Origin of the sequence: Serratia sp. TMDUHS_CL, from assembly GCF_037137105.1 — a bacterium.
Classification (GTDB): Bacteria; Pseudomonadota; Gammaproteobacteria; order Enterobacterales; family Enterobacteriaceae; genus Serratia; species Serratia nevei.
The window spans coordinates 406538-421207 of sequence record NZ_JBBBDV010000001.1; the positions used below are offsets into that span (position 1 = coordinate 406538).

The 14670-nt window shown below is 59.5% G+C and carries 15 protein-coding genes; 5 read left to right on the forward strand and 10 right to left on the reverse strand.

What is annotated here, in order from left to right; translation table 11 throughout:
• Nucleotides 1–19 precede the first annotated feature (19 nt).
• The 4 genes from WCL58_RS02025 to WCL58_RS02040 all read right to left on the reverse strand — a co-directional run bounded on the left by WCL58_RS02025 (nucleotide 20) and on the right by WCL58_RS02040 (nucleotide 5132).
• Nucleotides 20–997, reverse strand: a complete 978-nt coding sequence (locus tag WCL58_RS02025; RefSeq protein WP_369819331.1) for an ABC transporter permease — start codon at nucleotides 995–997, stop codon at nucleotides 20–22.
• Nucleotides 998–1073: 76 nt separating this feature from the next.
• Nucleotides 1074–2579, reverse strand: coding sequence for an ATP-binding cassette domain-containing protein (locus WCL58_RS02030; protein ID WP_197795009.1), 1506 nt, complete (start codon nucleotides 2577–2579; stop codon nucleotides 1074–1076).
• Nucleotides 2576–4093, reverse strand: coding sequence for a xylulokinase (xylB, locus tag WCL58_RS02035; protein ID WP_197784511.1), 1518 nt, complete (start codon nucleotides 4091–4093; stop codon nucleotides 2576–2578). Before xylB ends, WCL58_RS02030 begins: the two co-directional genes overlap by 4 nt.
• A gap of 4 nt (nucleotides 4094–4097) precedes the next feature.
• Nucleotides 4098–5132, reverse strand: a complete 1035-nt coding sequence (locus tag WCL58_RS02040; protein WP_060423792.1) for an NAD(P)-dependent alcohol dehydrogenase — start codon at nucleotides 5130–5132, stop codon at nucleotides 4098–4100.
• Between the two features lie 229 nt (nucleotides 5133–5361).
• Between WCL58_RS02040 and WCL58_RS02045 the strand changes: the two genes are divergently transcribed.
• Nucleotides 5362–5916: a D-lyxose/D-mannose family sugar isomerase gene (locus WCL58_RS02045; RefSeq protein WP_080432897.1), complete on the forward strand. Its 555-nt coding sequence runs from the start codon at nucleotides 5362–5364 to the stop codon at nucleotides 5914–5916.
• A 71-nt stretch (nucleotides 5917–5987) separates the two neighbouring features.
• Nucleotides 5988–6989 (forward strand): LacI family DNA-binding transcriptional regulator, encoded by a 1002-nt coding sequence (locus WCL58_RS02050; protein WP_336850379.1) that lies wholly within the window; start codon nucleotides 5988–5990, stop codon nucleotides 6987–6989.
• Nucleotides 6990–7042: 53 nt separating this feature from the next.
• Here WCL58_RS02050 and WCL58_RS02055 read toward each other — a convergent pair whose 3' ends face one another.
• Both WCL58_RS02055 and WCL58_RS02060 read right to left on the reverse strand, forming a co-directional pair.
• Complete coding sequence (locus WCL58_RS02055) at nucleotides 7043–7993, reverse strand: amidohydrolase family protein (RefSeq protein WP_336850380.1); 951 nt, start codon at nucleotides 7991–7993, stop codon at nucleotides 7043–7045.
• A gap of 172 nt (nucleotides 7994–8165) precedes the next feature.
• Nucleotides 8166–8462, reverse strand: coding sequence for a YciI family protein (locus tag WCL58_RS02060; protein ID WP_033634770.1), 297 nt, complete (start codon nucleotides 8460–8462; stop codon nucleotides 8166–8168).
• Nucleotides 8463–8637: 175 nt separating this feature from the next.
• Between WCL58_RS02060 and WCL58_RS02065 the strand changes: the two genes are divergently transcribed.
• On the forward strand, nucleotides 8638–9291 hold the full coding sequence (locus WCL58_RS02065; RefSeq protein WP_025303057.1) for an epoxyqueuosine reductase QueH: 654 nt from the start codon (nucleotides 8638–8640) through the stop codon (nucleotides 9289–9291).
• Between the two features lie 236 nt (nucleotides 9292–9527).
• Nucleotides 9528–10277 carry a TonB system transport protein TonB gene (gene tonB / locus WCL58_RS02070; protein ID WP_336850381.1) on the forward strand — a complete coding sequence of 250 codons (750 nt, stop codon included), beginning with the start codon at nucleotides 9528–9530 and terminating at the stop codon, nucleotides 10275–10277.
• A gap of 70 nt (nucleotides 10278–10347) precedes the next feature.
• Here tonB and yciA read toward each other — a convergent pair whose 3' ends face one another.
• Entirely contained in the window at nucleotides 10348–10776 is a 429-nt protein-coding gene (yciA, locus tag WCL58_RS02075; protein WP_004932085.1) for an acyl-CoA thioester hydrolase YciA, read from the reverse strand.
• A 76-nt stretch (nucleotides 10777–10852) separates the two neighbouring features.
• A complete protein-coding gene (locus WCL58_RS02080) occupies nucleotides 10853–11392 on the reverse strand; it encodes a septation protein A (protein ID WP_004932082.1) in 540 nt (179 codons plus the stop codon).
• A 221-nt stretch (nucleotides 11393–11613) separates the two neighbouring features.
• Between WCL58_RS02080 and WCL58_RS02085 the strand changes: the two genes are divergently transcribed.
• Entirely contained in the window at nucleotides 11614–13317 is a 1704-nt protein-coding gene (locus WCL58_RS02085; protein ID WP_038877273.1) for a SulP family inorganic anion transporter, read from the forward strand.
• A gap of 51 nt (nucleotides 13318–13368) precedes the next feature.
• On the opposite strand, the gene WCL58_RS02090 is transcribed toward WCL58_RS02085, so the two are convergent.
• Together WCL58_RS02090 and WCL58_RS02095 are read right to left on the reverse strand one after the other, a co-directional pair.
• Nucleotides 13369–14121, reverse strand: coding sequence for a YciC family protein (locus WCL58_RS02090; RefSeq protein WP_049232944.1), 753 nt, complete (start codon nucleotides 14119–14121; stop codon nucleotides 13369–13371).
• Nucleotides 14122–14155: 34 nt separating this feature from the next.
• Nucleotides 14156–14596 (reverse strand): YkgJ family cysteine cluster protein, encoded by a 441-nt coding sequence (locus WCL58_RS02095; RefSeq protein WP_033634766.1) that lies wholly within the window; start codon nucleotides 14594–14596, stop codon nucleotides 14156–14158.
• Nucleotides 14597–14670: the final 74 nt, after the last annotated feature.

Here is a 14670-nt window from a genome sequence, read left to right on the forward strand (position 1 = left end):
AGAGTTGGGTCTGATGTTATTAATCGCGCTGTTGCTTACGCGAGGGGTCGAGCAAGACGGCAAGAACGATCAATGCGCCTTTGATAATCTGTTGGTAATACGATTGCACGCCGAGCAGATCGAGGCCGTTATTCATCACCCCGATAATCAGCACGCCGAAGAAGGTGCCGACCAGCGTACCGACGCCGCCGGCCATGCTGGTGCCGCCGATCACCACCGCCGCGATGGCGTCCAGCTCATACCCAGCACCGGCGTTGGTCTGCGCCGAGCCGGTGCGCGCCGTGAGGATCAGGCCGGCGATGCCGGCCAGCGCGCCGCACAGCGTATACACCAGTATTTTGATGCGGGTGACGTTAATCCCCGAGGTGCGCGCGCTTTTCGGGTTGCCGCCGACGGCGTAGATGTAGCGCCCGAAGAGGGTTTTATTCAGCACGAGCCAGGCGAGGGCGAACAGCACGATGAAGATGATGACGGGCACCGGAACGCCGCCGACATAGCCATTGCCCAACCAGCGGAAATCGCTGTTCAATTGCGATACCGGATTGCCGTTGGTGGTCAACATGGTTAAACCGCGCGCCGCGGAGAGCATGCCCATGGTGACGATAAACGGCTGCAGGCGGTAGCGGGCTAACACGGTGCCGTTCACCAGGCCGCAAACGATGCCGATACCGAGCGCCACAATCAGCGGCGCCATGACGGCGGTCGCGGTATCGCCGATAGCCAATCCGCTGTTGTTGGTAGCGAAGCGGGCGGCGACGATCCCGCTTAGCGCCAGCACCGATCCCACGGAGAGATCGACACCGGCCGTGATAATGACGAAGGTCATGCCGATGGCCAGAATACCGTTGATCGAGACCTGGCGCAGGACGATCAGGGTGTTTTCATTGCTGAGAAAATAGTTGCTGCTCCAGGCCCCCTGAGCGACCTGATATTCGCCAATCAGCGCCACGGTCAGGCACAGGGCGAAAAAGGCGATGATAATGCCGTATTTGTGCATGCGGCGCTTATTGCGGGTGAAAAATGAAATTCCTGGTGATAAGGAGTGGGCGCTGCTCATTTTTTTTCTCTCTCTGTTAAACCGCAAGTTTCATCAGTGCTGCCTGAGTCGCATCGGCTGCCGAAAGCTCGCCGGTCAACTGCCCATCACGAAACACCAATATGCGATCGCTCATGCCGATAATTTCCGAAAGCTCGGAGGAAACCATGATGATCCCTTTGTTTTGCAAGGCGAACTCCGACATAAATCGATAGATCTCTTTCTTGGCCCCGACGTCGATACCGCGCGTCGGCTCGTCGAGCAGCAAAACCTCCGGATCCAGCAGCGCCCAACGGCCCAGCACGACCTTTTGCTGGTTGCCGCCGCTCAGGTTGCCCACCGGCTGTTCGCCGTCATGGGTTTTAACGTTGAAGCGCTGGATCATGTCGCGGGTCCGCGCCTGCTCCCGTTTTTCGCTGACAAACCCCATCCGGCTGATGGCGGCAAAAGAGGCGATATTGATGTTTTCACTGACGGAGCGGCACAGCACCAGGCCGGTTTCCTTGCGATCTTCCGTTACGTAGGCAATACCGCTGTCGATGGCCTTGCGCGGAGAGTGGCGGTTCAGCGTCTTGTCACCCAAGCGGATCGTGCCGCTGTCGGCATGCTGAATGCCGAAGATAAGATCGAGAAACTCGCTGCGCCCCGAGCCCACCAGCCCATAGATGCCCAGGATCTCACCGTGCTTAAGCTGCAGGCTGATATCTTTTATCTTGCTGCGCCAACACAGGTTGTTGACCTCCAGCAAGACCTCTTCGCCGGGCTGATTGAATTTGGCGAACTCGCTGTCGTACTCACCGCCAATAATGTGTTCGATCAGCTGTTCACGGGTGATGTCGGCGATATAGCCTTCATGGATATAGGCACCGTCGCGGAAGATGGTGTAGCTGTCCGCGATTTGGAATATCTCTGACAAACGGTGAGAGACGTAGATAATGCCTTTACCTTTCGCCGCCAGCTGCTGAAGCGTCTGAAAGATTTTCTGCGCATCCTCTTCGCCAATCGCCGAGGTGGGTTCATCCATGATGATGATGTCGGCATTGGCATGCGACAGCGCCTTGGCGATCTCGACCAGCTGTTGCTCGGCGACGCTCAGGTTGCGCATTTTTTCTCGGGCGTCGATCTTGAAATCGAGTTCTTTGAGCAGGCGGGTTGTGCGCTGGTTGAGCGTTGCGAAGTCGACGAACCCCAAGCGTCTCGGCTCGCGGCCCAGCCAAATGTTTTCGGCCACCGTCAGGTCCGGGATCGCGCTCAGTTCCTGCTGCACGATGGCGATGCCGGCGTTGAGGGCTTCCCGAGGGTGATGAAATTCGCAGCGTTGGCCATTGATAAAAATGTCGCCGCCATCGGGTTGAATAAAGCCCATCAGAATGCTGAGAAAGGTGGACTTACCCGCGCCGTTGCCGCCGCACAGGGCATGGATGGATCCGCGCCGCAGGCAAAACTCCGCATTCTTGAGCGCCACGACCGGGCCAAAGGCTTTTTTGACGCCGCTGACCTCCAGCAGGTAGGCGGGCGCTGGCGTATGGGGATCTTGCGTCACAGTTGTACCTCCGGGTAGGTCTGCTGCAAGCGTTGCAGGTACCGTTGATAAAGCGTCTCGTATTGCGCCTGTCTGCCGGCGTTTGGCCGTGTGCGCGTGGCCTCATCCAGCGCAACGAAGCGTTGGCACAGTTCGGCCAGCAACGCGCCGGCGTTCCGGCGCGGATCGTCGGCCAACATCGTCGCCCACATCGCCTGAATGGCGCCGCCCAGCGCGGCGGTCTCTTTGGCTTTCAGACAGACCACCGGGCACCCCATCACGTCCGCGACGATTTGTCGCCAGGCGGCGCTGCGGGCGCCGCCGCCGGTGAGGCGGATTTCGCGCGCTTCGATGCCCTGACGGCGAAACAGCTCGATGCCATAGCGCAACCCATACGTGGCGCTTTCGACTACCGCCAGGCAGAGATTGGCGCGGGTAAAGTTGTCGCTGTCGAGGTTATGCAGGCTGGCGCGCGCGTGGGGCAGCGGCGGAACGCGTTCGCCATTGAAGAACGGCAGCATCTCGACACCGCCTGCGCCGGGCGAGGCCTGCGCCAACAACGCGTTAAAGCCGGCAAGATCTTCATCCAGCAGCGTTTGCACGGCGGTGGTGGCCGAGGTGACATTCATGGTGCAAATCAAGGGCAGCCACCCGTTGGTGCTGGAGCAGAAGCCGGCAATCATGTCCGATTCCGCCGCGACGGGGGCAGCAGACCAGGCGAACAGCGTGCCGGAGGTGCCCAGGCTCAGGGTGAGGGTGCCGGCCTCAATGTTGCCGGAACCGATGGCCGCCATCATGTTGTCGCCGCCGCCGGTCGATACCCGCACCGTTGGGCCGAGGCCGAGTTTTTCCGCCGCGGCGGGGCGCACCGTGCCGATGCAACACTCCGCGCTTTTGAGCGGCGGCAAAGCTTGCCACAGGCGGCCGCTGTCATCGATGAGCTCGACGGCGGTTTTGCTCCAGCTACGGGTGCGTACATCGAACAGCCCGCTGCCGGAAGCGTCGCCATATTCTGCTACGCGCTCCCCGGTCAGCCAGAAGTTCAAGTAGTCATGGGGCAGCAGCACGGTGTGCAGTTTTGCCCACAGCGCCGGATGGTGCGTCTTGAACCAAAGGATTTTTGACGCGGTATAGCCGGTGGCGAGCCGCAAACCGAGCGTTTCCAGCGAGCCGTTGGCGCCGCCGAGCTGTTGCAGGAGCCGTGCGTTTTCTTCCGCGGTTTCGGTATCGCACCACAGCTTGACGCTGTGCAGCACGTTGCCGTCTGCGTCCAGCGGCACAAACCCATGTTGTTGGCCCGATACCCCCAGAGCATGAATCTCCCGCGCATCAACGCCAGCGTTAGTCACGGCTTGGCGAAAAGCGATGACTAACGCCTCAATCCACCAGTCGGCCTCCTGTTCGCGCCGGCCATTGGCTTGGCTGATGAGACGGTGAGGGGCATTGCCCTCACCGAGGATCGCGCCCTGTGTGCTGTCGACAATCACGACTTTCGTGCCTTGCGTACCGCAGTCTATGCCAGCATAGAGCGTCATAGGATTACTCCATCTCCAGCATGATTTTGATGTCCGAGGCATGTCCCGCCGCCGCGCGCTCGAAGGCGGCCACGCTGTCGGAGAACTTGTAGGTTTGGCTTATCAACGGCTGGACGCGCAACTTGCCGCTGCTCAACAGCCGCAGCGTGCGCGGGTACATGTTGGCGTAGCGGAAAATGGTCTTGAAGGTGATTTCTTTGGCCTGCGCGGCGACGATATCCAGCGGCGCGGCATCGATCGGCATGCCGACCAGCACCGCGGTCGCCCCTGGCGCCGCATGTTCGGCCAGCGTTGCGATAGCCGGTTTTGCGCCGCTGCATTCAAACACGACATCGGCGCCATTGCCGCTGGTGAGCGTGGCCACTTTCCCCGCCAGGTCGCCGGTTTTGATATTGACGGCGTGCAGCCCCTCGTAACTGGCCGCCACGGCGAGTTTCTCGTCAAACTGGTCGCAAATAATGACGTCCGAGCAGCCGCCCGCCAGCGCCGCGAGGGCGGTGACCACGCCGATCGGCCCGGCGCCGATCACCAGGGCGATATCGCCGGGTTTGATCCCGGCTTTGGTGGCCGCTTGCATGCCGATGGCCAAGGGTTCCACCATGGCGCCTTCAGCGAAACTGACGTTGTCCGGCAATTTGAACGTGAAGGCGGCAGGGTGGATGACGGTTTCGCGCAGGCAGCCGTGCACCGGCGGCGTCGCCCAGAAGCGAACGGCCGGGTCAAGGTTGTAAATACCGGCGCGCGTCTGGGCAGAGTTGAGATCGGGAATGCCGGGCTCCATGCAAACGCGATCGCCGACGCTGAGGTGAGTGACGTTTTTACCTGTCGCGAGCACCACCCCGGAGGCTTCATGGCCGAGCACCATCGGGGCGTTAACCACGAACGGGCCAATGCGGCCATGCTGGTAATAGTGCACATCACTGCCGCAAATGCCTACGGAATGAATTTTTATCTGTACATCATCGGGCCCCAACGCCTCGGCAAGCTGGACGTCCTCGATAGCGATTTCTCCCGCCTTCGCCAACACTAATGCTTTCATATGGCCTCCTGGTGAATCATTTTTATGGTAACGGTATCATTTTAGTGAGGCGATATTGGGCCAAAGCGAGTGGTTAAACTGTGATCAATGTTGGAATTACTCGACGGTGGTTAATTTTGCTGGTGGGTTGTTATTCAATATGGGGATAGCGATCACAAAATCGGCGGGGCAATGACGGTTTTAATATCAGCGCGTTGATATCGATACCGTTACTTTGCAGGGGGAAATGATGAAGATACACCAAAGCGCCAGAGCCGCTACGCTGGGATATTTGCGCCAGGCGGACATTGTCCTGACCGATGAAGAGCAGCAACGTATTGAAATTGCAACATTTGGCCTGGCCGACTATCCCGTGTCAGGGCTGCAGCTGCTGACCTACGTCAACTCACCGCGGTATTGTGCGAAAGAGCTGGTGCTGTTTCCGGGGCAAACCTGCCCGGAACATTTGCATCCTCCTTTCGCCGGCACGCCCGGCAAGCAAGAGACTTTCCGCTGCCGTTGGGGCGCGGTGTTCCTGTTTGTCGATGATGAAAACCTGACGCTTAATGACGCCGGCGGCGAACCGGTATGCCGGGTACCCGAGGGCGCGGAGCCGTGGTATACCTGCAATCGCTATATCCTTTTGCGGCCCGGCGAGCAATATACCATCGCGCCCAATACCCGGCACTGGTTCCAGGCTGGCGAGCAGGGCGCCGTGGTGTCCGAGTTCTCTTCCGAGAGCCGTGATGAGCTGGATATTTTTACCGATCCCCGGATTAATCGTCTTGCCGGCGTAAACCATTAGCGCCAGGAACCAAGTTCTGTCATGATGCTAAAAATGATACAAAATGATACCTTCAGGCTAAGGAGCTGCATTTGGCAGGGGATCGAGGACGGAAAGCGACGCTGGCTAGCGTCGCCGCACAGGCAAACGTCAGTAAAATCACCGCGTCGCGGGCATTTTCACAGCCGGACAAGGTTCATCCGGAAACGCTGCTCCGCATTCGGGAGACCGCTGCCGAGCTCGGCTATGTGGTCAATGCCGCGGCGCGCAACCTGCGGGCAAAAAGCAGCAGAACCATCGGCATCGTCAACCCTGATATGGCCAACCCGTTCTTTGGCGGCCTGACGCGGCTGATGACGCTTGAAGCGCAAAAAATGGGATATGACACCCTGGTGTTCGACTCCTATGAGTCTCAGGAAAGCGAAGACAGAATCATCGACAAACTGATTGGCTACAACGTCGATGCGATCATTCTCTCGGTCATTTCCAACGATCATCTGTACCAGCCTTCCTACCTAAAACGGTTGGAAACCTTGAATATTCCGGTGGTGCTGATCGACCGGGAGCTGGACAATCGCCACTGCAGCGGGGTGTATATCGATAACCTGGACTGCGGCCTCCAGGCGGGGCGCTGGCTGCTGGAACAGAAGGCGCAGCGGGTGGTGGTGGTCTCCGGGCCGGAAAACTCCAACGTGGCGCGTGACAGGGTCACTGGCTTGCAAGCGGCATTACAAGGCAAGGTAGCGTCGCTTGAAGTGCTGTATGCCGATTTCTTTATGGATGTCGCCTGGCAAGAGACGAGCCGTTGGCTGGCCAATAACCGCGCGCCGGACTTTTTCGTTGGCTGCAATAACCAGATCTCCCTGGGTATTATCAAGGCCTGTATCGAACATCGGCTGCCGTTGATGCAGGACGTGTCGCTGTTCAGCATCGATGAGGTTTCACATGCCGAGATCTACGGTTTTCATTTCCCCTGCGTGTCACACGATTTGCAAGAGATCGCCTGGCAAGCGTTGAATCTGGCGATCCGCCGCATTGCCGACCCCGAGATCAAGCCGGGCAAGGTGGTGGTGCGGGGAAAACTGGTCATATAACGCGGCGCACGACACCTGATGGGCGGCACAGGGGCTCACTGAGCATTGGCGTGTCAGTTTGTACCCAGCCCAAACAGCGCTGCCGCATTGCGATCCAAAATGGCGTTCACCTCTTCCTCCGGCAAACCCGCTCGCCGGATGTAGTCCACCGTGGTTTGAAACAGGTCGCCCGGTTGGAACGGAAAATCGGTGCCGAACAGCAGCCGCTGTGCGCCGAATGTCGCTGCCGCCGCTTGCAGTGCTGGCACCTGATCGTGGCCTACCGTGTCGTACCACATGCGCAGGGCAGCGCGGCTCGGGGGTTCCGGCGTATTCGGCGCCTCCCACGCGACGGTTTGGTCGAGGCGTTCCAGCGTCATCGGCAGCAGGCCGCCCAGATGCGGCACAATGATTTTCATCTCCGGAAAGCGTTGGGGGATGCCGTTGAGGATAAAGTGCATAGCGGCGACCGTGTCTTCGATCGGCGCGCCGATCGACCAGGTCAAGGCGTAGTCGGCGATGAGCGGCGAGTGCGCGCCGCGGCCGGCGGGATGAATGGCCAACACGCTGTGGCGGCGGTTGAGTTCCTGATAGAGCGGCTCGAACAGCGGGTTGGCGATAGACAGCCCGAGCACTGAGGTGGTGATGCAGGCGCCCAGCATATTGAGCTGGGTAAAGGCCCTTTCAAGCTCGCGTAACGCAGCGTCGATATGCGGCAGCGGCAAGGAAGCGATAGCCTGAAAACGAGTGGGATAACGCGCTACCAGCTCCGCATATTCATCATTGATCCGGCGCGCGGCATCAACGGCCGCCTGCTCGTCTTCCAGATGCGGCGACAGCGGCGTCGCCGACAGGATTTGCATGTCGATGCCGGCCTTATCCAGCAGGGCGAAACGCGCGTCGAGCTCGCGCTCGGTGCGGCCGGCGCCCAGGTGCCGATAGGCGGCAACTTCATGCACGCCATGCGCTTGCAAAAGATCCAGATACTCTGTGCTCCACAGGTGGGCGTGTACGTCGAGTCGCATCGGTCGATCTCCTGAGTTCGCGGCGATGCCGCGGGTTCAGGAGAGTATAGGCGGGCGGCGTTACGCCCCCTGGAGGGAGAGCATTTTTTCTACCGACGGGTTAGGGTGAGAGCACGCATTGATCCGGGAACGGCGCGCGAACGGGCGTTCCCGGTATTGGGAGGGCTGGAGATCAGAACACCTGTTTGAACGGCTTCACCGTCACGTCGGCATAGACGCCGGCGGCGATATAGGGATCCTGCTGTGCCCAGGCCTGGGCTTGCGCCAGCGACTCGAATTCGGCGATCACCGTCGAACCAGTAAAGCCGGCGGCGCCGGGATCGTTGCTGTCGATGGCCGGGTTAGGGCCGGCGACCACCAGGCGGCCGGCATCGCGCAGCGCCTGCAGGCGCGCCAGGTGTGCCGGGCGCACCGCCAGACGGTTTTCCAGCGAGTTGGGGACGTCTTGCGCGTAGATCAGATAAAGCATGTTTCACCTTTAAAATCATGGCAATAAAACGGTGCTACCAAGGTAGCGCAAAAGGCGCGGCAGGGGAACGGTGCGCGGCGAATTTCCCGGCGGATTGGCGCTTATGCCTTGAAGCCGCTACTTTTTATTCGTATAGTGCGGCGCGCTTAAACTGATATGCCATTGAGGTGAGGATATGACGGAACTGGTAAGGGAAAAACTCGATTTGCCGGCGGGCAAAAGTAAACTGCTGCTGCACTCTTGCTGCGCGCCCTGTTCCGGCGAGGTGATGGAAGCGATCCAGGCCTCCGGGATCGAGTACGCCATTTTCTTCTATAACCCCAACATTCACCCGCAAAAAGAGTATCTGCTGCGCAAGGAAGAGAACATCCGCTTCGCCGAGCAGCACGGGGTGCCGATCATCGATGCCGATTACGACACCGACAACTGGTTCGCCCGCGCCAAGGGGATGGAGAATGAGCCGGAGCGCGGGATTCGTTGCACCATGTGTTTTGACATGCGTTTCGAGCGCACGGCGCTGTATGCGCATGAGCACGGTTACGACACCATCTCCAGCTCGCTGGGCATTTCGCGCTGGAAGAACATGCAGCAGATCACCGACTGCGGCATCCGGGCAGCGGAAAAATATCCCGATTTGGTGTACTGGGATTACAACTGGCGCAAGAAGGGCGGTTCGTCGCGCATGATAGAGATCAGCAAGCGCGAACGCTTCTATCAGCAGGAATACTGCGGCTGCGTCTATTCGCTGCGCGACACCAACCTGCACCGCAAGGCGCAAGGGCGGCCGCTGATTAAGCTGGGCGTGCTTTACTATGGTGATGAAGAATAACGCTTAATCACCGCAATCAACCCGCTACGGCGGGTTTTTTATTTTTTGACGCCCGGCCAAACGTTAATGAAGCGTGTTGTTCCGGCGATAAAAAAGCAACGGTGAGGTTAATATCCTTATGAGTTTGCTGGTTTTAGCCGCGCAGACTGACGATTAAAGCGATAGTTTGCCTTTCGTTATTGAATATGATTGCTATTTGCATTTAAACTTGGCGAACCAGAGGAAACAGAATCATTATGCCGCTAAAAAAGATGTTCCTTAATCGCCGTATATCCGTGCCTTTCGTCTTGTCCGTAGGCCTGCACAGCGCCCTGGTGGCGGGATTGCTTTACGCTTCGGTAAAAGAAGTGGTGGAGCTGCCGAAGCCAGAGGACGCGCCGATCAGCGTCATGATGGTCAACACCGCCGCGATGGCCGAGCCGCCACCACCGGCGCCGGCCGAGCCGGAGCCGCCGCAGGTCGAACCTGAGCCGGAGCCAGAACCGGAACCTATCGTGGAGCCGCCGCCGAAGGCGATCGTGAAACCCGAGCCGGTCAAGCCGAAACCGAAGCCTAAGCCGAAGCCGAAGCCGAAGGTCGAAAAACAGGTTAAACCGGAGCCGAAGAAGGTTGAGCCGCGCGAGCCGTCGCCGTTCAACAACGATTCACCGGCCAAACCGATCGATAAAGCGCCGGTGAAACAGGCGCCTGCCGCGCCGGTGCAGGGCAACTCGCGCGAGGTCGGGCCAAGACCGATCAGCCGCGCCAATCCGCTCTATCCGCCGCGGGCCCAGGCTTTGCAGATCGAAGGCAACGTGCGGGTACAGTTCGATATCGACAGCGACGGGCGCGTCAGCAACGTGCGCATCTTGTCGGCCGAGCCGCGCAATATGTTCGAGCGTGAAGTGAAGCAGGCGATGCGTAAATGGCGCTATGAGGCCAAAGAAGCGAAAGATCGCACCGTCACTATCCGCTTCAAGCTGAACGGCACGACCGAAGTGAACTGAGTCCGGTAACCACCCAAAAAGAAAGGGTCGCCTCGGCGACCCTTTTTGTATTTGCGGTACAGCCGCCGGCTTATTCTTCGAAGCCAACGCGGAAATTCATTTTGCCCTCAGGCAGCGCGCGCGAGTTGCCTTCCGCATCGACCGCCACATAGGTGAACACCGCTTCGGTCGCCCGGTAGCGCTGGCCGATCGGCGCGGAAGAGACTTTCTTGACCCACACTTCGATATTGATGGTGATCGAGCTGCGCCCGGTGCGGATGCAGTGCGCATAGCAGCAAACCACGTCGCCGACCGCCACTGGTTTCAGGAAGGTCATGCCGTCCACGCGCACGGTCACCACGCGCCCTTCGGCGATCTCTTTTGCCTGGATGGCGCCGCCGATGTCCATTTGCGACATCAGCCAGCCGCCGAAGATATCACCGTTGGCATTGGTATCGGCCGGCATGGCCAGCGTGCGCAGCACCAGCTCGCCGCTGGGTAAAGGTCGTTGTTGTGTCATAGCAGTCTGCTTTTAAAAGGAGGGAATAACATCATACTGCCCGCGGCAAGCGCCGCAGGCATTAACAATTTTGTAACTATTTTTTCTGTTCTTCCGGCATGTGCCGGTAAATATAGATACCGCTGAGGAGGGTGAAGACCAGCGTCAGCACCGTCAGGCCAAAGACTTTGAAATTGACCCAGACGCTTTGCGGCAGCCAGAAGGCGACATAGATGTTCGCCAGGCCGCAGGCCAGGAAGAAGACCGCCCAAGCCAGGTTGAGATTGCTCCACACTTTGTCCGGCAGCGTCAGCTCTTTGCCCAGCATGCGTTGAACCAGCGGTTTTTTGAGCACCCATTGGCTGATCAGCAGCGCCAGCGCGAACAGCGCGTAAATCACCGTGACCTTCCATTTGATGAACAAATCGTTGTGGAACACCAGCGTCAGGGTGCCGAACACCAGCACCATCAGGAAGGTGATCAGCGTCATCTTCTCGACCTTGCGGTATTTCACCCAGGTGAACACCAGCGCCAGCGCGGTGGCGACAATTAACGCGCCGGATGCGACGTAAATGTCGTACAGCTTGTAAAAAGCGAAAAAGACAATTAACGGGAGGAAATCAAGAAACTGCTTCATAAATCAATCCATCATCTGTTCATCGGCCGACTATACCGGATTCGGCGAGCTCTGTGTACCGCCGGGCGTTGCCGATTATCGGCGTTTGGCCGGCGGATTTCTGCCGCGAAAGCAGGAATTTGCATAAACTTACGCAAGAAAGCGCGGGCACATTGCCAGTGCGGGCCGCAGGCCGCATAGTAAGTGTCATAATAACCAGATAATTTACCGCGGAAAACAGCATGCAGTGGAAATCTCTCCAGGCCTTGACGCCGGGTTTGACGCATTTATTGGGGTATCAACGCAGCTGGCTCAAGCCGGATATTCGCGCCGGCCTTTCCGTCGCCGCCGTCGCCTTGCCGGTGGCCATCGCCTATGCCGAGCTGGCCGGGGTCAGCCCGGTGGTGGGGCTCTATTCCTGTATCTTGCCGATGGTGGCCTATGCGCTGTTTGGCTCGTCGCGCCAGCTGATCGTCGGGCCCGACGCCGCCACCTGTGCGGTGATCGCCGCGGTGGTGACGCCGCTGGCGGCGGGTAATATGGAGCGCCATTGGCAGCTGACCATCATGATGACCGCGATGATGGGTGGCTGGTGCCTGCTGGCCAGCCGGTTCAAGCTGGGGGCGCTGGCGGATCTGCTGTCGCGGCCGATCCTCAGCGGGCTGCTGAACGGGGTGGCGATCACCATCATCGTCGATCAGATCGGCAAGGTGTTGGGATTCACGGTGCGCCCGGCGCAGCTGATCGAGCGCATCTACGCGCTGCCCGGCAACCTGCTGCACAGCGACTGGTTGACGATGGCGGTGTCGTTGTTGACGCTGGTGACGCTGCTCGGATTTAAAAAATGGCGGCCTAACTGGCCGGCACCGCTGTTTGCCATCGTGCTGGCGGCGTTCGTCACCTGGGCCGGCGGCCTGCAGCAGCATGGCGTGGTGACGGTGGGCGGTTTCAGCGGCGTGTTGCCGATCGTCCAGTGGCCGGACTTCCAGCCCGGCTTGCTGCGCGACATGGTGATCCCGGCGCTTAACCTGGCGGTGGTGAGTTTTGTCAGCATGATGCTCACCGCCCGCAGCTTTGCCGCCAAGAACGGTTATGAGGTGAACGCCGACGCCGAGTTTCGTGCACTGGGGCTGGTGAATATCGTCTCCGCGCTGTCGCAAGGTTTCGCCATCAGCGGTGCGGACTCGCGCACCGCGGTGAATGACGCCAACGGCGGCAAGAGCCAGCTGGTGTCGGTCATCGCCGCTGCGGTCATCGCCTTCGTCTTGCTGTTTCTGATGGCGCCGCTGCAGTTTATTCCGGTGGCAGGATTGGGCGTGGTGCTGATGTATGCGGCCTGGTCGCTGCTGGACATTCGCGGCATCTGGGTTTTGCGCCGCCGCAACGCGCAGGCGTTTCGCCTGGCGCTGTTTACCTTCCTCAGCGTGCTGCTGGTGGGGGTGATCAGCGGCATCGGGCTGGCGGTGTTGCTGGGGCTGATGCAGTTTCTGCGCACCGTCTTCCGGCCGACGGAGCAGCTGCTGGGCGTCAACGACGAAGGCATGATTCATTCCATGGGCAACAACAATGGGGTGAAGGCGGTACCTGGCGTCATGATGTATCGCTTCAATTCGCCGCTGACCTATTTCAACGTGGCGTACTTCAAACGCCGTATTCTCAATTTGGTCGACGGCACGCCGTTCCAGCCGCGCTGGGTGGTGGTGGATGCGGTAGCCAGTTTTACCCATGCCGATATCAGCGTGCTGGCGGCCATCGACGAGCTGAAACGCGACCTGTTACAGCGTAATGTTAAGCTGGTGCTGGCGGGGCGCCGCACTGAGCTGACGCGCTGGTTCCGTATCAACCGCTTAGGGCGCGACAAAGAGCTGATTTTGGTGCCGGACCTGTATCTGGCGCTGAAGCTGATTCAGAGTAAGGAGCAGGCGGAAGCCGCCACGGTGGGGTAAATAAAAAGGGGCGCGCCGAAGCGTGCCCCTTGGGTTTTGGTTGCGTCAGCGTTAGCCGCGCAGCAGCATGTACAGGCGGAACAGGTAGATCAGCAGCAGGGCAGACACCAGGTTGCTCAACGCGGTCAACACCACGCTGGCGACGTTCGGCGTCAGCACCGACAGATGGCTCACCAAAAACAGCACCAGCAGCTTGGCCGCCAGCCACAGCATCATCGCCGGCACGATCACGCGCGCATTGGCGAAGGCCAACTTGCTGCTCAGCTTGAGCGAAGCGAACACGCCTTTTTTATCGACGGAGGCGATCACCGGCGCCAGCGCGAAGGCGATCGCCATGAGCACGCCCGGCACCACAAACAGCGTCAGGCCGAGCTGGATCAGCAGGGTGCAGATAAACAGCAGCAGCAGCAGACGCGGCAGATCGGGCGCCGAGGCACCGAGCGCGCGCAGGGCGCTGGTGCGTTCCCCTTGCGACACCAGACGGATCAGCGTCAGCATCCCGCCGACCAGCAGCACGTTACCGACCAGCGCAGAGAAGGTGGCGGCCGCCGACACTTTCAGCAACACCATCTGCTGTTCCGGCGTCATCTGCTGGATCACTTCCTGAATGCCCATACCGGTAGACGAAGCGAAATCGCTGGTGGTGGCAGCGAGCGTCGCCAACTGTTCGGCATCGGGGCTGAAGGCCTGATTCAGCAGCACGGAGATAAACGCCGTCAACAGCGCCAGCATCAGGATGCTGGCCAGTTGGTTGCGTAAAAAGTTAAAACTGTCACGGTACAAAGCGTTGGCCGTGATAGGCATGCAGACTCCTTGGCGTCGGGAAAACAGAGATAAATCAGTGGGTGATTGTACCCTGTTCCACGCCGCTGTGGCACCCCGCGAATTGCACTACGCCTATTTCTTCAACGATCGTCGTCTCAGGCAGCGAGAGCGGCAGGGGCACCGGCAGGGGCGGCAGCCCGTAGCGTTCCCGGGCGCGATCGCAGGCTTCGTTGCGCAGGCCGTTTTCACCGGACTGATCGAACTCTCTGCACGGGCTGGGCCGATTGAGGTAGATCGAGCAGGACACGGCTTTGCCTATCTCGCCGTCCAGCGCGTTGCAGCGGGGGGACTTGCTGTTGGTCCCCTGCATGCAGCGCAGGAACGGGGTCAAAGGCTCCGTTAAGGAAAGGGGAACGGTGCCGCCGCCGTCTTCGGCTTCGGCCCAATAGAATGACACTCGAAAATAACCGCAGCATGCGCCGCAGCTGACACAGGGATTAAGGATTTCGCTCATCTTGATTGCCCACCGACTCCTTACGGCACCAACCAAAACCAACACGGAAAATGAAATTACCTCAGCCGCATTTT